The sequence below is a fragment of the Bacillus salacetis genome, assembly GCF_049177075.1.
Classification (GTDB): Bacteria; Bacillota; Bacilli; order Bacillales; family Bacillaceae_B; genus Rossellomorea; species Rossellomorea salacetis_A.
The window spans coordinates 1783931-1801251 of the sequence record NZ_CP185377.1; the positions used below are offsets into that span (position 1 = coordinate 1783931).

Consider the following 17321-nt stretch of genomic DNA (forward strand, 5'->3'; position numbering starts at 1 on the left):
TAAGATTAAAAACTTAACTCATCATTTTCAAAAGTAGAAGGCGGTGTAAAGAAATGAGTAATATAAAACGAGACAAAGTGAGCGTAGGTGACTGGGTTAGAGGTTTTGCAAAAAACGGAGCATTGATTCAGGGCTATATGGAAAATATCGATCCCCTTGATCCCTTATTTAAAATAAGAGTAATAGACAGTGATGATAAAGACTTGATCGGATATTCACTTAACATGGACGACAGCTTGATTGAAAAAATGCCGACAAGCAACACATTGACAGAACCCCAGCTTCAATACTTAATTGACAAGGCCTTAGAAACAAAGGACAAGGATTGGTTCTACGAACTGGCAAATGCTTTGCAGCAGTTCAAATCAAATGCCCGTGACAGTCACGCCCCGGAATTTATCGAAATCCCCTTAGAGAGGTAACTCAGCCGTAAGATCACTAATAATACAGGAGGGATAAAGTGAAAGATTTGGAAGCCGTTGCAGATAAGTTAAAAGAACTGTTAGGAGCAGAAGGAAAAGCCGAGGAAGGAATGATCTCCCTGGAGAAATCAAGGGATATAGATGTACAGGTCCAAGGCAGGCCATTCAAAAGCGAAACGGATATGGAGATCCATTTTGAGGCATTCCAAGAGGATGGGACAGCATTGAACCATGCAGAAATCGTTCTGCTGCCTGAGGAGATTCCTGACTTCACCATCGCTTTAGGCAAAAATGATATCCCTATCACAGCATTGCATAATCACTGGTTATTTGCAGAACCGGCAATCAAGTATTTGCATGTGCAGACGGTCGAAAAGCCCGAAGCATTTGCAAAAAGGTTGGCTGAAGCATTTAAGGTTTTAAAGAAGTAATATCATGAAGCCAGTTCTCGATTGGATAAGCAGCTTGACACGGTTAATAGAATAGCAGACGAGGAGCAGCTCTATAAAAGGGCTGCTTTTTCATATATATTCTCCTCCTGATAAGCTGATCAAAATGCTTTTTAAGCTGCCAGGTAAAAAGGATATTTGTCTGATTACAAAACAGGTATTTTTTATAGTAAGCTATTAATAAAGGCAAAGTTGATTCTGATACTACTACATTACATAGATAGAGAAGGGGGTATAAGATGTCTTTTCATAAAAAAACAGCCTTTTCCATAATGATTCTGCTTTTGTTTTTGACTGGATGCAGTTTTTCCCAATCCTCACCGGTCACTCCTTCTGATCAATCTTATTATACCGTTGAACAAGCTTTGAAAAAAAGTGAAGGAGAGGACCTGACTGTAAAGGGCTATATTACGGGTCAGCCTGTATCGGCAAGCAAAGTGGAAAGAGAGCAGTTTCCCAACGATTATGCGTTGGCTCTGGCTGATTCTAGTGAAGAAACAAATGAGGGAGGAATGATCTTCATTCAAATCCCCTCTGAATTTCGGGAAGAATTCGGGTTGCTAACCAATCCTTCACTAATGGGGAAAATGATAGTTGTTGCAGGGACACGGGAACAATATTTTGCTCACCCAGGAATGAAACAAACCATTTCAATGGAATTGGAGCTTAATTCAGATAAACCAGGAGAGGAAGAGGAAGCAGAAGAACCACCAGTTCCTCCAGAAATAAAAGATCCATATTATCAGGAAGCGAAAGGTAAAACAGGCTCCGAACTGAAATCAGCGCTGCATGAGATTATCGATGATCATAGGACCCTTTCGTATAATGATGTCTGGGGAGCATTAAGAGAGACTGATGAAGACCCAGCCAATCCTCAAAATGTAGTCTTGCTGTACACGGGCAGGTCACAATCCAAACTATTAAATGGTGGAGGAGCAGATGACTGGAACCGGGAACATGTCTGGGCCAAATCACATGGTAGATTTGGAACAGCAAAAGGACCGGGTACGGATTTGCATCATTTGCGTCCTACAGATACGACAGTGAATTCCTCCAGGAGCAACTTGGATTTTGATAATGGCGGCTCACCGCATAGTGAAGCTGAGGGCAATTTCTATGATCGAGATTCCTGGGAACCTAGGGATGAGGTGAAAGGCGATATTGCCCGCATGTTATTTTATATGGCAGTAAGATATGAGGGAGATGATGGAGAAGTCGATCTGGAATTAAATGACCTGGTTGAGAATGGTTCCAGTCCTCTTTTTGGAAAGCTTTCCGTGTTATTAAAATGGAATGAGATGGATCCTGTTGATCAAGGGGAAATAAGAAGAAATGAAATAATCTTTGAAAAGTATCAAGGCAATCGCAACCCATTTATTGACCATCCGGAGTGGGCAGAAATGATTTGGTAGGTAATCGTGATTTCATAATAAAAAGGACAGTTTTTTCAACTGTCCTTTTTATTATATATGATTTACGATTCTCTCCATGTGCGGAGTTCGCCTTTTCGCCTCTTCAGGTCCATATTTCCAATAGCTTCGCTGCCGCATTTTTTTTCAATGGTCACTAATAATTCGTCCCATGACTCCGAAAAGGGAAGGAATGGCACAGGGCATACCTTGGAATAACGCCCTTTCTTAGCGTGGATTTCCATGATTGGAGATCCGCTCATTTTCCCTTTTTTAATTTCATGGATATGTTCGAAATCAATTTTATGACGGGTCATCCCGATAACTTTCAATATGAATTGTGTCTCGGTAACGATAATACGCTGGCTTTTGATGGCAAAATAGATAAGTGAACAAACCGCTATATAAAGAAGGCTTTGCAGCAGGAAGGATGTCCATTGGGCTAATGATTCATCAAGCATTACGCTCAAGGCACTTCCACCGGCTAATAAAAAAATATATACGGCGGCCATGATTTTGATAATTCCTTTCGTTTCAGGAAAGTAAACTTTTACTACCCGCAATTCATTCACACCTTTTATAGAAAATATCCGTGGCTCATGCAGTATGGAAATAAGCTGTAAGTCAGGACGGATAATACCTATTTTGGCCATAAAAAAATGGATCAAAACGTAAAAGGTATCTATTGTACCATTAACCTTATACCACTCGGGTAAACATTTAGCTTAATTTAAAAATATTTGTTTACATAATATAATTAAAGTAAATAAATGTCTACATATATTTAGAGTGATTTGTGACAAAAATTTTAAGAACTACAACATGTGAAAATTTTACAGAGAATACGTTTTATATAGAGATGTCCTTCTTTCTGAAAGGCAGGGAATAGGTGGTGGAAGATTCTAAAAATGTGGACCTCCTGCTGTAATATTCACCTTCCAGCGTATTTCTAAATCCATTGGCGATAAGGGTCAATGAGATGATGAGCAATGCAAAAAGGAGAACTGGAAAGAAAATGATCCATGGTGACAACATCAACTCATAGTAGTTGCTGCCTATGAATGCCGTCCATCCGGGTATAAAATAACCTAGTATGGAAACGTGCATCATCAGGGTAAGAACAGCGATCAGCTGGCTGCTGAAAATAAGAAATAACTTACCCCTGAGAGAGGGAACCACATGCTTTAACAGGATGTGAATCCTATTTCCACCCAAAATCTTTGCACTATCGATAAATTCATTCTGAAGCACTAGATTGGTTTCCCTCCCGATTAATTGCATAAGTGTGGGGATGCCTATGGCAATTAGAGTAAAGGCAATGAAATACCATCTGAAATCAGGATTCTCCATGAAAAATTCGAAATTCATAAAGTTCAATCCATAAAGCAATAAAAAAGCAAGTAGTGTAGCGGGTACAAAATGAAACCCTTCAATGAATAGGTCCATCCATTTTAATTTTTTATATTGCAGTCCATAAAGAAATCCTAATATCAAGGAAACCGCCATTCTCCCGACTGTAATGAATAGTGCCATTTTAATAGTAGGAAAGGTATGGCTGAGTATCTGATCGAACAAGTCAATTCCGCCTTGGGAAGTACCGAAAGGGTGTTCCAATGAAGGAGGGGAAGGTTTGTTAGCCAGATATTCTTCTTTTGAAATGTTATCCAGGTCCTGCTTAAAGAATTGGGTGTTGATGAAGCTTGCTGATAAGATCACGGTTAACAGGAGGATGCCGATCAAGAATTCTCTATTTTCAAACAGCTGTTTGATCATAATAGGTAACTCCTTTCGGGAGAAGCAGTTTGATTAAGAAAAAAATAAACGATAAGGGCAGTGTCAATAATATAATCCCGACAGTTATGATTTCATAACTAGGATGATTGGTCATGAAGCGCAGCAGACCGTATATGTTATACATATACTCAAGTATGATCATATGGGAGATAAGTAAAAGGTACATATACTTTAAATTGTAGAAAAAGGATAAAAGAACATTCGGGAACACATGTCTCATCAAGATATGGAGTTTTCCCAGGCCTTTGGCGACTCCCAGTTCAACATATGGTTTGCCAAGCTCATTTTCATACATTAGAAGGGTATTTTTGTACAGGTAGAGCATCGGAATTAATGACAATGTCAAAATAGGGAGGAAGTAAATCTTCTGCCCAGAAACAGCATACGGTTCAGTCACGAGTAAATCGGTATGCTTAAACACCCATACGGCAGCCAATTGCAGGGAAAAGATGACAAAGACGTCGGGTAGTGCCTCCAGGATAGCAGAAAGCTGCCTGATGGATTTTTGAATAATTGGTGGCAAGTAAAAGGTCAGGGTTGTTAACATTACAGCAAATAAAAGTGCGATCAGGAGTGAAATGAATAATAATGAGAGTGAATAGGAGTAGGATTCCAGGATGTGGGGGAATATCTTTCTCTCGACATATGTACCTTGGGCGATGTAACTGATATCATGCCAATCGATTAGCTTACTGAGGGTGCTTTTTATCTCATTTACATATTCAGCGGGGAAGAAACCCCATTCTTTTTCAACCTGCCTAAAAGGCTGGCCCTCCGGGGGAGGGATTTCTTTAAAGATGAGTGCAGGTAAATGGCAAATGGAAACCACACTAATTGTCAGAGTTATCAATGCCGCTAAAAAACGAAGAAATTTGTTAGTCATACTATGCCTCCTTATAAATGGAAAACCAATCCATTTTTATGTTACTAAAATTGGCCAGCCTTCTCAAGACCAAAAAAGAAAGAGACCGAAAAAATCGGTCTCTTTCTTTGGATGGATATTATTCGATGTAAGTCCACTTATAAGAGTAGTCTGCACCGAATGAATGACGGTATAAGTTCTTAACATAGTCTCTTTGAAGATATGCAGAACCGTCTTGGAACATTGGGCTGATTGCTTGCTCTTCCATAAGGATGCGCTCAGCTTCAAGTAGAGCTTCCCAACGTTTTTCAGGATCATCAAGCAATGTTGTTTGTGCATCATTGATTAATTGATCGTATTTTTCATTAGAGAAGCCAGTTTGGTTATAAGAGCTTCCTGTTACAAACATATCAAGGAATGTCATTGGGTCCGGATAGTCAGGGCCCCATCCTGCATATGAGAAGTCATAATTACCTTTTTGCTCAACTTCAAGTTTCTGCTTGAATGGCTGTTGAGAAATCGTGATCGTTAAGCCTTCAAGACTACTTTCAAGCTGCTCTTTCAAATACTCACCGACTTTACGGGAGTTCTCGCTATCATAGTTCAGAAGCTCAAGAGAAGCTGTTTCAATTCCAATTTCTTCTTTAGCCTTCTTCCAAAGTTCTGCAGCTTTTTCTGGATTATATTCACCAAGCTGTCCGTTTGTATCACGGAAGTCTTTACCATCTGGTCCTGTTACGAAATCATCTGGAACAAGGTAGTACGCAGGGATTGAACCGTCATTAAGAAGAACTTGTACCAGTCCTTCTTTATCCCACGCCATATCGAATGCTTGACGTGCATTTTTGTTAGCGAATACTTCGTTTTTCTGGTTTAAACGAAGGAAGAATGTTGATGTACGAAGACGAGTGTTGAAATTAGGGTCTTCTTTGTAAGAGTCAACATACTGTTCAGATAGTACAGCAACATCTGTTTCATTTGTTTCATATAGGTTTACACGAGTTGAAGTATCTTTAACGATGTTGAAATTGATTTCTTCAAGCTTTACAACATCAGCTTCCCAGTAATCAGTGTTTTTCTTCATTTGGAAGCTTTGTTCGTGTTTCCAGTCAGACAAAACAAATGGACCATTGTAAATTGCATTTGCAGCTTCAAGTCCATATTGATCACCTTGCTCTTCAACGAAAGACTGTTTTTGAGGAAGGAATGTTGCAAATGTCAGTAATGACTTGAAGTAAGGGACAATTGTTTCTAATTCCACTTGAAGTGTCTTATCATCAATTGCTTTAATTCCTGCTTCATCTACCGGCAGTTCCCCGTTGTTTACTTTTTCAGCATTTTTGATATCAAACATAATGTATGCATACTCAGATGCATTATCAGGATCTAATGCTTTTTTCCAAGCATATTCAAAGTCCTGCGCTGTAACCGGATCTCCATTGGACCATTTTGCATCGCGCAATTTGAAAGTGTATGTTTTACCATCTTCTGAAACTTCAGGCTCTTCGGCAGCCATACCAAGAACAGGCTCATCGTCTTCACCTAAGCGGTATAATCCTTCGAATACGTTATTCATCACGTTGAAAGAAACAGAATCTGTTCCCAGTGTTGAATCCAATGAAGGAATTTCAGAGCTTTCAAGCAAGTTAAGGACTTGCTCATCTTTTCCGCCGTCAGTACCGGCAGTATCATTGTTGTTGTTCTCGTTACCGCCACCACATGCTGTTAAGAAAGCACTTAAGACAAGCAGGATAGACAGTAAAATCAATGATTGTTTTTTCATGTAAACGTAACCACCTATCTGTTTTCTTTTATGTATCCCTTTTCACGGGACCAATTTCCATCTTAAAGCTAAATTTTTTCAAATGCAACAATTAAACCTTATATCAAAATAATAATAGTATTGCTAAGAGTGAGAAATAATTAAATTTTTTGAAGATTAACAATACGGATTAAATTATTTTAATATATTAATTCTGTGTTTATTCAATAAAGGGCTAAGGAAAGTTTTCCCGAAATATAAGAATATATACTTTTATCTTATCTAAGGGTTAGGAAATAGGTTGAAGCCTGTTTTTCTAAAAAATTATTGACAGACTCTTGTGAATGTTATAATCTTGATTCATACAGTTGAATAGTTTCTCCTGAAGGGGAGTAGCTTTTACAGCAAAGTCGTCATTTCAGAGTGAAAACTCTCGGCTTTGTTGGCAACGATTATGTTGTTAGCAAGACCTTTACCTCGCTGGTACAGGTCTTTATTTATTATGAAGCCTTTACCACAATGCTGGTAAAGGCTTTTTTTGTTGAATAAAAGACCTGACATAAAAGAAGTTTGAAGGGAGTGAAGGGTATGAAGAAAGGCCAATTGACCATCTCCGAACTGGTGAAGAGGAATAAAGAAGAACTTTTAAAAGATAAACGAATGCTTGAGAAAATCGAAAAACGGATGGAAGAAAAGTATTTGAATCACTCAAAATAATAATTTATGGAGGTTAACAAGTTGATCCTAAGAAAATATATGTCTTTGATCGGAATCGGTTCTGCCAAGATAGACTTACAGTTACCCCAGAAAGACTATAAAGCAGGGGAAACTGTCAAAGGCCGATTCATTATTGAAGGAGGAACGATCGAGCAGCAGCTAAACAGGATTGAATGTGACTTGATCAGAATTGACAGGCTGCTGAAAAGCGAGAAAGTGATTGGTTCCGCAACTGTGCTTACCTCAACTATAGTCGCTGCAGAAGAAAAATCTGAGAGGGATTTTATATTTAAACTTCCAAAAGATCTTCCATCTTCAACGGAGACGGTTTTGTACCAATTCAAAACCAGGCTGACTTTCAATGAAGGAGTAGAAAGCAAAGACCAGGATGTAATCACGGTTTGTTAAGGCTCCTGGCTGGAAAGAAAAAAAGGGAGGAAATTAATTGATGGATTGGGCATTGTTGTTGGAGTACTTTTGGGTTTTGCTTCTGCTGATCGGTATTGAAGGGCTGCTTGCGGCAGATAATGCTTTAGTTTTGGCGATTATGGTAAAGCACCTTCCTGAAGAAAAGAGAAAGAAAGCATTGTTCTATGGCTTGGCGGGTGCTTTTGTATTTCGATTTGGTTCACTCTTTGCAATCAGTTTCCTTGTGAATGTATGGCAAGTCCAGGCAATTGGTGCTCTTTATCTGTTGTTTATTGCCGGTAATCATATATTCAGAAAGCTAGTGATAAAAAAGCAAGAGGACAAAAGCGAGGCAAAGAGCCAAAAGAAACCTGCAGGGTTCTGGGCGACCGTCTTTAAAGTTGAACTGGCGGATATCGCCTTTGCGGTAGACTCCATTTTGGCAGCGGTTGCTCTTGCTGTAGTATTGCCGGATACTCCTCTCCCGCAAATTGGAGGGCTTGACGGCGGAAAATTCCTGGTTATTTTCGCAGGTGGATTAATTGGATTGATCATCATGAGATTTGCAGCAGGTTTCTTTGTTAAACTGCTTCATCGAAAACCAGGACTTGAGATAGCTGCATTCATGATAGTTGGGTGGGTTGGTGTGAAACTTGCAGTCTACACTTTGTCCCATCCAGCGCTGGGTGTATTATCCGAAAGCTTTGCAAAGTCTCCTGAATGGAAAGTTTCATTCTATGCAGTATTGCTTATTATAGCCGCAGGGGGATGGTTTCTGTCTAAAGAGAAAGAATCACCTGAGGTCGACAATCTCAAAGAGCAAAGCTCCAATGGATGATTGGTCTGGCCTGAAGATATATTTTGCCGGCAGAGAATTCTGCCGGCTTTTCTGGCTTCCTGAATTCGAGAAGAGTTAAGGTTCGGTTTTCTCTTGAAGCAGCTAGAATATACCTGCAAACAAGTATTATTCTATCTTACTGACCTTCACCAACTGCTTTCCAAGATTATTTCCATTAAATAGTCCAAGGAATGCTTCCGGAACATTTTCAAATCCTTCTGTAATCGTTTCTTCATAAGTTAACTTGCCTTCTGCTAACCATTTACCCAATTGAGAGGCTCCTTCTTTGAACCGGTCGGCATAATCATTGACTACAAAGCCTTTCATCAAAGCGCTTGATTTTATTAAAATGCCTTGGACACGATTGCCGATGTCTGGCTCTGTGTTGTTATAAGCTGAAATGGCTCCGCAAACAGGAACCCGGGCAAATTTATTTAGAAGGCTCAATGCCGCATCTCCAATTTCCCCACCTACATTTTCAAAGTAAACGTCAATGCCATCTGGACATGCTTCCTTTAACGCATCCCTGATGTTTCCGCAAGTTTTATAGTTGATTGCTTTGTCGAACCCGAGCGTATTGATTAAGTATTCCACTTTTTCATCTGAACCTGCAATTCCGACAACTTTAGCCCCTTGAATCTTAGCGATTTGGCCTGCGGCGGAACCTACAGCTCCTGCAGCTCCTGAAATTACAACTGTTTCACCTTTTTTGGGCTGGCCGATATCCAATAGTCCAAAATAGGCGGTCAAGCCTGTCATTCCCAAAATTCCAAGATATGAAGAAAGTGGAGCAATAGACGGGTCTACTCGGCGAACCTCTTTTTCCGATGCCAAAGAATATTCCTGCCAAGGAAGCATTCCAATGACAAATTCACCTTCTTTGAAAAGACCGGAATTGGATTTTACGACTTTCGATATGACGCCCCCGTGAAGGGGTTCTCCCACTTTGAATGGTTCTACATACGATTTGGCATTTGACATTCTGCCTCTCATATAAGGATCCACTGAAAGATAGATGGTCTTCAGGAGAACTTCTTTATCTCCCGGCTCAGGGACAGAGATTTCCTCGTATTGAAAATCTTTGCTCTCGGGCTTTCCATGAGGTCTTGATGCTAACTTGATTTGCTTTTGACTTTCTGGCAGCATATAACTCCTCCTTTTTTCTTTCTTCCTTCCTATTTAAAGTAGCATAACAGCTGATGAATCGGAAAAATACAGCTCATATGATTTTAAAATGGACAAAAAGAAGGATTGAGGCCTTCTATTACCGAAAATAGTTATTTTGCAGCTGCACACATAAACAGTTGGAAGAGTAGAAGGAGGAGTGAGTGATGGACGTAAAACTGATAAAAGCAACTAGTGACGATAAAGAGGCAATAAAGAACTTAATGCAGTATTATTTCTATGATTTTTCTGAGTTTAATGATGCTGATGTCTTGAACAATGGTCAATTTGGAGAGTATCCATACTTGGACCATTACTGGAAAGAGCCTGCAAGGCATCCATACCTTATTACTGTCAATGACAAATATGCTGGTTTTGTTTTGGTAAGGAACATAGAGGAAGAAGGCAAACGTTATAATTCAATAGCAGAGTTTTTTGTCTTGAAAAAGTACCGGCGTTCCGGGTTAGGTAGAACCGCTGCTTTCCAGATTTTCGACTTGTTCAAAGGAGAGTGGGAGGTAACTCAAATTGAGAGGAATCAACCTGCCCGAACCTTTTGGAGGAAGGCGATTAATGAATATACTAATGGCAATTGGAAAGAAAGGGAGTGCGATGGCAAAACGATTCAGATGTTCAGTTCCAAATAAGTTGAAGGGGTTGATGGGAAATGAAAATAATACACCAATGGAATCAGGAAGACAGTGATTTTATAAGGAAAAAAGTGATTGAGCACAATATGGGCCATATAAGTGATCAGGTGAAAACACCACTGATGAATGAAAGTATTATCATCAGGAACGAGAAGGAAGAGATAGTTGGAGGAATTACAGCCACTTTATTCTGGGGTCATTGCCATATTGACTTCTTATGGGTTGATGATAGGTACAGAGGGGAAGGGTACGGAAAAGAATTACTTGGGAAAATGGAGGAATTGGCTAAAGAGAAAGGATGTTATTTAATTATCCTTGATACTTTCAGTTTCCAGGCACCGGAATTTTATAAGAAGCAGGGGTTTGAGGTTATTGGAACGGTTGAAGATTTTCCAAAAGGGAGTAGGCAGTATTATCTGGAGAAGAGGCTGGGTCTATAAGTTTTAATGGTTATTAGGATAGATTCTTGAATTTAGCATACCCTATGCTTGTTCAGGAGGTGATTAAATGTCTAATAACAAACAGCAAAAAGATACTATCACCAACAATATCAAAGATAGTGCAGGCGCTGTTTTCCATGCAACACATAAGGCGTTGGAAGCAACCGAAAATGTGGCGATGGGAGCAGTAGATACAACATCCAAAGCGATCAAGAATGTAACTGGAAATGATGATAATGCAAAATAAAAACGCCGGTATGGCGTTTTTTATTTTGCATGATTCAAGGTTAGGAATTGTTCGATTTGCTGTGAGTGGTGCATGTCGTGATGAACAAATTCAGTCATCAGATAGTTGAGGCTGTAACGTTTACCGGTATTTGGACAATGAGTCAAACCATTTATCGTTATCGAGTCTCCCAGCAGTTTCTGATGTTCAGCTAATTTCTCTATCAATTTTTTTCTGGCATCAACAGAATGATTTATGAGAGTTTTAAATGAAATGGTATTCGAGTAAACTTCCGATTGTGCATTATACTCGTCATGGGACGGGAAATGAACTGCTTTATCTTTCAATCCTGCAGGTAAAACGGCTTCTAAAAGAAATAAATCCCATCTGTACATATGACTGATGATTTGTTTGATTGACCATTTGCCTTCTGTCAAGGGAATTTCATCTACTCCAATACCATTTTCTTTTAGATTTTCAAGAAAAACCACATAGCTTCCCATTGAAAAGAGCATTTTTTCATTATTCATTTTAGATATCCCCTTTGTGTTTTATGATCGACTTCAACGCGTTAAAGCGGCGGGGGACTGTCCCCCCGACTGTGTTAAAGGGTTTCTCAGGATTTAAGCCATCCCTTCATGATTCCTGTGTTGACCCATTCTTCTATTTGATGATAGATGGAAGGTGAAATTTCTTTGATCCAGCTGTTTCTGTTAAGAACCTGGTCAGCATGTATTCCATGTTCCTTCCAAGAGACCCCGGAAGTTGCGATGTTCAGCATCAATGGCTGGATATGGTCGATGATATGGGCAAAAACAGCTTCAGGTGATCTTCCTTCTTCATATTCATCCCAGGTACTTCGGAAGTCGTCTCTCAGTGCATCGGGGAGCATTCCATAAAGTCTGTCGGCTGCCAGGTTTTCTCGATCCCGTTTATCCTCATAGCCTGTTTCATCAAAAGCATATGTATCACCGGCATCGATTTCGACTATGTCATGAAGCATCAGCATTTTTACACTTTTATGTACATCCACTTCATCCTTGTGCTCATAGCTTTCCCATAAAGTCATTGCCATCATGGATACATGCCAGGAATGCTCAGCTGTATTTTCGTTCCTGCTGCCATCAGAAATGTAAGTTCTTCTGATTACGTTTTTTAATCGGTCGATCTCCAATAAAAAATCAAATGATTGTTTCAAGTTAGCTGCTCCTTCTATTAATTTCAAACTCAATATCATATGGAAATTTTACCATAAACAATAACTCCCGGTAAGAATGGTTATTCTTCTTGTTTTTTAATCATACTAAAATGAGAAACCCTATAAGGAGAAATGATATGGGAGCAATCGAAAGAAATGGATTAGTATTTGAGCCTGAATTCAGTGTGATTAACCAAAAAGGGGCCATTCATGTATATAAGGAGGGAACCTTTTTGGAGGAGATTGAGTTTGAATTTACCGGGAAGTACCCTGAGCACAATATGATAGAAGAACTTGTGACTCATTACTGTTTTGAGAATGGTGTCAATATCGAAGGATAGAAGGAAAGGAAGGGATTTAGATGAATTTGGAATGGTTTGACAGAGTGAGCGGTGAATTGCAAGATCATCTTGAATCAATTTGCGAAAAGTATGATCAAGTAGGCCAAATGAATATTGATAGAGGTGCCAAGCATCCACGGGTCGAGTTCTATGTTGAAACTGAAGACCAGGAAAGAGACTTTTTCTGCACACTGATGTTTGATCCTTACAATGAAGAATTCTATATGGAATCCTATGATATCGATTACGGTCAAACCCTAAAGGTCATTCTCCCGGATATCGAGGATATCATTGATGCCGTCCATGAAAGTCTGCATGATTATTTGAATATGGAGGAAGTCGACTTTTACGATGAAACTGATGAGTATGATGATGATCACATCGATTATATTGTAGACGATGAAGGTGAAGACGGCCCCGTTCATTATGTCGTTGATGACTATGACTATGATTATGATTACGAGGAGCAGGCAGAAGGTGAAGATATCCTTGAAGAGGTCGATGTGGAATGGGAAACACCGGAAGTTACGGCATTTATCCATGGAGATGAGGTTGAAGTGACTTACCAGTTTGGCATCTTAACCGAGACAGGAGATGGTGTCTTGAAAAGATTGAACAGAATCAGGACGGATGATGGTAAACTGATTAAAGATGAATCACATTTCATTTTCAGTAAGGAAGAAGCTAATACGATCATTGCCATGATTGCCAGCCACAGTGATAAACTAAGCGAATTTTCGTTTGATTGATCATTAGGAGGAACCGCTATTGCAGCAGCGGTTCTTTTTATTTTTTAAAAGCTCGAATAAACAAAAAGTGCTTTAATTATAGTAAACTTTGGATAGATGCTTCATAGGGAGTTGGTGTGATGAGTGAATTTCAATTTTCTGTCCGGCAGGTTCTTATCATTATAGCTGTGACATTATCGGGTGTATTGGTGTCGGTAGGTGTCGATATCCCGCTGTTCTTTGGCTTTCTGCCTGGTTTTCTTCTATTAATAATGCTGGTTTTAAATAAAGGGGCAAAACTGGGGGATGTCGTCCTTATTTCTTGGGATGGAGTGAAAAAAACCAGGGGAGTCATTTACATTTTATTAATGGTAAGTTTTCTGCTTCCATCCTGGTACGTTTCGGGAGTGATCGATCAACTTGTTTCCATCGCTCTTCATCTCATTACGCCTGACCATTTTTTTGTACTGTCCTTTTTTATTGCTCTTGTCTTTTCAATGATCCTTGGTACATCAGTTGGTACTCTAAGCGCAGTCGGGATTCCGATTATGAGCAGTGCTCTTGCTTTGGACCTTCCAATGGCCATCACCGCCGGAGCATTAATTTCAGGGGCATTTGTCGGAGACCGGACTTCTCCTTTTTCCAGTTCACATCAGCTTCTTTCTCACACTGTGGAAGTGAGAACAGGGGTTCAATTTAGAAAATTCCTGCCTACAACGTTGGCTGCTACTGCAATATGTCTGGCTTCCTACATGGCGCTGGATGCACAAAATCAACTCGGTTCCACGATCTTTGTCAGTGATGCCTATCAGTGGAGCGGACTCTCTCTGATTAAATTTTTGCCCCCGGTCATTTTGATTGTGTTTGTTATTCTCAGAATTAAGATATTGTATGCCTTCATCTGCAGTGTGCTTACCGCGATCATCATTGCTTTGTATGGAGGCATGGCGCCTTCCTCGGTTATCCAATCGCTTTGGTTTGGCGCAGAAGGGATAGGCGGCGGCCTTTCAAGCATGTACTTCCTATTGCTCTTTCTGGCATTGGCCGGGGCATTTAATGGAGTCCTTGAGGGGTACCGGGTGATCCAGCCTTTGCTGGACCGCTGGCTCAGTCATTCCAGAGGGCTTTTTAGCGACTCTTTCAAAACCATTCTGGCAACTTTTGTGATATCACTTATTTCTGCCAATCAGACGTTGCCGATTATTCTAACCGGACGATCTTTTCTCCAGCATTGGAATGAGAAATATAATCAAGCTGAACTAGCTAGGGTGATGGGAGATTCGACTATGCTGTTCCCGGGAATGATTCCCTGGAGTGTGCTGGCTATAATGTGCAGCACCATTTTAGGAGTGCCGATCTTATCCTATCTTCCATATGCGGTTTTCTTATGGGTCCTTCCTTTGTTGACTATGATCCTATCATTTTACAGACAGTATATGAAGAAGAGAATCCGGTATATTAAAGCAGGATCGGCTAACTGAAAAGACAGATTAAAGATTCTGGATTTAAACCCTGGTCGAATAGTGAGAAGGCTTCAGAGGAAGAAAGTATGAATATCAACAAAGGAGAGCCATATTTGTATCTTTTTAAAAAAGATTAGGTTACTATAATTGTGTATATGCTTATGAAGGGAGCAGGAAAATGCGTCTGAACCAGCAATTGCATGAATTTTTCTTGAAAAATACAAAAGAGATGAGCGAAGAATGGTATCAGTCGATAGACAAGAGGAGTTCCTCAGGGGTCTATGCGGCTACTGAACAAGACTCTATCAATCAACTGAAAGAACAGAATCATGAATTTTATGTGCATATGGCGAATCTTTTTCTTGATGAAAAGCAAGTGTTCTTTGAGAAGTTTAATAAGTGGATACATAAAATCGCCAATGATGCGGCACATATTGATACACCGATTCACAATGTGATTCGCGAATTCTTAAGGGTAAGAGATCAATACTTTTCCTATATTACTAAATTTGCTGAAGAAATAGATGAAGACGTTGCACAGCAAAGGATCGATCAATGGAAAGATCAAATACAAGATGTTTTTGATTATGTTGTCCTTCAGTTTGTAGAGGGGACACATAATGCTTCCTTAAAGCAGCTGAAAGCTCAGCAGGAAATGATTAACGAACTCAGTTCACCTGTCATTTCCATCAGCTCTGATACAGCCCTGCTGCCGCTGGTGGGGGATATTGATACAGCAAGAGCAAAAGTGATCCTGGAGAACACCCTCCTTCAATGTACTGAAAAAAGAGTCGACCAGCTGTTCATCGACCTTTCCGGTGTCGTCATTATCGATACAATGGTTGCCCATGAGATTTTTCAGTTAATTGATGCATTGAGCCTTATCGGGGTGAAAACAACACTATCCGGTATCCGTCCGGAAATTGCTGTGACAGCTGTGCAGCTGGGTATCCCGCTTGAGAGGATCTCTATCGAAGCGACACTATCCAATTCCATTGCTAAAAATGTGGGATCCCTATCGAAAAAGAAATAAGATTAGCCCGGTGATCGTATGATCCCGGGCTAATCTTATTTCTTTACACCTGATTTAGGCAGACTACTGCCATCTAAAGCTGTCAATTTTCTTGATTCGCCGCTTAAACCGTCTCTTCTTGACTTTCCATAGTAATAGAAGCGGCCTGGCTTCTGGAAGCCATTTTATCTATAAGTACATATACAAGCCCTGCTCCCATACACCCTATCCCCAGCATGGTGAACATGACATTTCCAAGGGAACGGTCCAGTAAGTAGCCGGAAACAAGCGGACCGACAGCTCCTCCCAATATCCATTGAAGTCCTGACGCGCCCATATAGGTTCCCCTTAAGTGCTCTGGCGCAATATTCGAAATGAATGTCATCTGTACAGGGCTGATCAACATTTCACCTAGTGTATATACTCCATAAACAACCAAGAGGGTCACCATGATTGTGAAATATTCACTTTTCTGTGCAAAAAAGAAGGAGGGAAACCAGGCAATTGCAATTTGTCCAAGTCCAAATAGAAATGCTCCCAGGAGCATCACGGATCCGACTTTTTTCCTCCCTGCCCAGCTTGAGATTGGAAACTGGAATAACACAACCAGTAAGCCATTGAAGGCCATTAAGTAAGGAAAAGGATTTTTCTCTGCCGGAAGGTGCTTCAATTCATTATCGAAATGAAGCGGAAGCATACCTTCTGTCTGGGAAAAACTCATGGAAATGACGACTCCTGTTAATACAAAAATCAGCAAAAGTTTATCTTTGAACAGAACTTGTAACGGAGATGGAAGGTTTTCTTCTTCCTTGTTTTCCTCAAGCAGTGAATCCTTCCTTTCTCGTTTCGGGAGACTTTCATAAATAAACAAAGCCACGACAATCGAATAAATAAAGACTGAACCTGCTGCAATCAAAAAGATCACTGATTTTGAAAATACGATGATTGAAGCTCCTATCAATGGGCCGACCGCGGCGCCGACATTATGTCCGAGCCTTAATAAACCAAAGGCTTCAGTTCTCTTGTCTGGTGGAGTCACATCAGCCACCATTGCAGACGCAGCTGGATGGAAAAGAGAATTAAAGAACCCCATGAATGCAGATAGGAAGATAAAGGCTATAAACGTATCGAAGAACACAAACCCAAGCATTACTATACTGTTTCCCAGCATAGATCCGACCATGATGGGCTTCCTGCCATAAACGTCTGCCATCTTGCCTCCCAGCATCGTCCCGACGACCGAGGCAATCGGTGCAACCGCCATCACTACGCCGACAAGCCATAATGAATCAACCTTGTCCTTTAGATAGAGGGCGAAGAATGGCATTAACATCATAAAAGCTATTCCATTTATTGCCTCACCCGCAAACCGGATCCATACATTTCTATCCATACCCCTCAATTGTTTAAAAGAATTCAAAATTTCACCCGCCTTTTC

The 17321-nt window shown here is 40.2% G+C and carries 21 protein-coding genes; 13 read left to right on the top strand and 8 right to left on the bottom strand.

Features of this window, described 5'->3' with window-relative positions; genetic code table 11:
* Positions 1 to 53 precede the first annotated feature (53 nt).
* The 3 genes from ACOJQI_RS08960 (at position 54) to ACOJQI_RS08970 (ending at position 2283) form a co-directional block, all read left to right on the top strand.
* Complete coding sequence (locus ACOJQI_RS08960; RefSeq protein WP_421384882.1) at positions 54 to 422, top strand: IDEAL domain-containing protein; 369 nt, start codon at positions 54 to 56, stop codon at positions 420 to 422.
* Positions 423 to 460: 38 nt separating this feature from the next.
* Complete coding sequence (locus ACOJQI_RS08965; RefSeq protein ID WP_421384883.1) at positions 461 to 853, top strand: DUF1259 domain-containing protein; 393 nt, start codon at positions 461 to 463, stop codon at positions 851 to 853.
* Between the two features lie 257 nt (positions 854 to 1110).
* Positions 1111 to 2283: an endonuclease gene (locus ACOJQI_RS08970; protein ID WP_421384884.1), complete on the top strand. Its 1173-nt coding sequence runs from the start codon at positions 1111 to 1113 to the stop codon at positions 2281 to 2283.
* A 62-nt stretch (positions 2284 to 2345) separates the two neighbouring features.
* Here ACOJQI_RS08970 and ACOJQI_RS08975 read toward each other — a convergent pair whose 3' ends face one another.
* The 4 genes from ACOJQI_RS08975 to ACOJQI_RS08990 form a co-directional block, all read right to left on the bottom strand.
* Complete coding sequence (locus ACOJQI_RS08975) at positions 2346 to 2843, bottom strand: hypothetical protein (protein ID WP_421384885.1); 498 nt, start codon at positions 2841 to 2843, stop codon at positions 2346 to 2348.
* Between the two features lie 286 nt (positions 2844 to 3129).
* Complete coding sequence (locus ACOJQI_RS08980) at positions 3130 to 4053, bottom strand: ABC transporter permease subunit (RefSeq protein ID WP_421384886.1); 924 nt, start codon at positions 4051 to 4053, stop codon at positions 3130 to 3132.
* Positions 4034 to 4957, bottom strand: coding sequence for an ABC transporter permease subunit (locus tag ACOJQI_RS08985; RefSeq protein ID WP_421384887.1), 924 nt, complete (start codon positions 4955 to 4957; stop codon positions 4034 to 4036). The genes ACOJQI_RS08980 and ACOJQI_RS08985 overlap by 20 nt, the downstream gene beginning before the upstream one ends.
* A gap of 118 nt (positions 4958 to 5075) precedes the next feature.
* Positions 5076 to 6719 (bottom strand): peptide ABC transporter substrate-binding protein, encoded by a 1644-nt coding sequence (locus tag ACOJQI_RS08990; protein WP_421384888.1) that lies wholly within the window; start codon positions 6717 to 6719, stop codon positions 5076 to 5078.
* Between the two features lie 567 nt (positions 6720 to 7286).
* Here ACOJQI_RS08990 and ACOJQI_RS08995 point away from each other — a divergent pair.
* From ACOJQI_RS08995 to ACOJQI_RS09005, 3 genes are read left to right on the top strand one after another with little or no spacing between them, the layout of a single operon-like run.
* Positions 7287 to 7415: an FbpB family small basic protein gene (locus tag ACOJQI_RS08995; protein WP_421384889.1), complete on the top strand. Its 129-nt coding sequence runs from the start codon at positions 7287 to 7289 to the stop codon at positions 7413 to 7415.
* Between the two features lie 21 nt (positions 7416 to 7436).
* Positions 7437 to 7823 carry a sporulation protein gene (locus tag ACOJQI_RS09000; RefSeq protein ID WP_421384890.1) on the top strand — a complete coding sequence of 129 codons (387 nt, stop codon included), beginning with the start codon at positions 7437 to 7439 and terminating at the stop codon, positions 7821 to 7823.
* A 40-nt stretch (positions 7824 to 7863) separates the two neighbouring features.
* On the top strand, positions 7864 to 8661 hold the full coding sequence (locus ACOJQI_RS09005) for a TerC family protein (RefSeq protein WP_421384891.1): 798 nt from the start codon (positions 7864 to 7866) through the stop codon (positions 8659 to 8661).
* 126 nt (positions 8662 to 8787) lie between these two features.
* On the opposite strand, the gene ACOJQI_RS09010 is transcribed toward ACOJQI_RS09005, so the two are convergent.
* Positions 8788 to 9807: an NADP-dependent oxidoreductase gene (locus ACOJQI_RS09010; protein WP_421384892.1), complete on the bottom strand. Its 1020-nt coding sequence runs from the start codon at positions 9805 to 9807 to the stop codon at positions 8788 to 8790.
* A 185-nt stretch (positions 9808 to 9992) separates the two neighbouring features.
* Here ACOJQI_RS09010 and ACOJQI_RS09015 point away from each other — a divergent pair, with 185 nt between their 5' ends.
* From ACOJQI_RS09015 to ACOJQI_RS09025, 3 genes are all read left to right on the top strand, one after another.
* Positions 9993 to 10472 (top strand): GNAT family N-acetyltransferase, encoded by a 480-nt coding sequence (locus ACOJQI_RS09015; protein ID WP_421384893.1) that lies wholly within the window; start codon positions 9993 to 9995, stop codon positions 10470 to 10472.
* A gap of 20 nt (positions 10473 to 10492) precedes the next feature.
* Entirely contained in the window at positions 10493 to 10915 is a 423-nt protein-coding gene (locus ACOJQI_RS09020) for a GNAT family N-acetyltransferase (RefSeq protein ID WP_421384894.1), read from the top strand.
* A 67-nt stretch (positions 10916 to 10982) separates the two neighbouring features.
* A complete protein-coding gene (locus ACOJQI_RS09025; protein WP_421384895.1) occupies positions 10983 to 11162 on the top strand; it encodes a hypothetical protein in 180 nt (59 codons plus the stop codon).
* Positions 11163 to 11182: 20 nt separating this feature from the next.
* Here ACOJQI_RS09025 and ACOJQI_RS09030 read toward each other — a convergent pair whose 3' ends face one another.
* Positions 11183 to 11671, bottom strand: a complete 489-nt coding sequence (locus ACOJQI_RS09030; protein ID WP_421384896.1) for a DinB family protein — start codon at positions 11669 to 11671, stop codon at positions 11183 to 11185.
* An 86-nt stretch (positions 11672 to 11757) separates the two neighbouring features.
* On the bottom strand, positions 11758 to 12339 hold the full coding sequence (locus ACOJQI_RS09035) for an HD domain-containing protein (RefSeq protein WP_421384897.1): 582 nt from the start codon (positions 12337 to 12339) through the stop codon (positions 11758 to 11760).
* 137 nt (positions 12340 to 12476) lie between these two features.
* Here ACOJQI_RS09035 and ACOJQI_RS09040 point away from each other — a divergent pair, with 137 nt between their 5' ends.
* The 4 genes from ACOJQI_RS09040 to ACOJQI_RS09055 all read left to right on the top strand — a co-directional run bounded on the left by ACOJQI_RS09040 (position 12477) and on the right by ACOJQI_RS09055 (position 15904).
* Positions 12477 to 12680, top strand: a complete 204-nt coding sequence (locus ACOJQI_RS09040) for a YbxH family protein (RefSeq protein ID WP_421384898.1) — start codon at positions 12477 to 12479, stop codon at positions 12678 to 12680.
* A 20-nt stretch (positions 12681 to 12700) separates the two neighbouring features.
* Positions 12701 to 13429: a hypothetical protein gene (locus ACOJQI_RS09045; RefSeq protein ID WP_421384899.1), complete on the top strand. Its 729-nt coding sequence runs from the start codon at positions 12701 to 12703 to the stop codon at positions 13427 to 13429.
* A 119-nt stretch (positions 13430 to 13548) separates the two neighbouring features.
* The gene (locus ACOJQI_RS09050; protein ID WP_421384900.1) at positions 13549 to 14889 is read left to right on the top strand and encodes a Na+/H+ antiporter NhaC family protein; all 1341 of its coding nucleotides are present in this window, start codon (positions 13549 to 13551) and stop codon (positions 14887 to 14889) included.
* A 160-nt stretch (positions 14890 to 15049) separates the two neighbouring features.
* Complete coding sequence (locus ACOJQI_RS09055; protein WP_421384901.1) at positions 15050 to 15904, top strand: STAS domain-containing protein; 855 nt, start codon at positions 15050 to 15052, stop codon at positions 15902 to 15904.
* Between the two features lie 103 nt (positions 15905 to 16007).
* On the opposite strand, the gene ACOJQI_RS09060 is transcribed toward ACOJQI_RS09055, so the two are convergent.
* Complete coding sequence (locus tag ACOJQI_RS09060; protein ID WP_421385434.1) at positions 16008 to 17306, bottom strand: MDR family MFS transporter; 1299 nt, start codon at positions 17304 to 17306, stop codon at positions 16008 to 16010.
* Between the last annotated feature and the right edge of the window lie 15 nt (positions 17307 to 17321).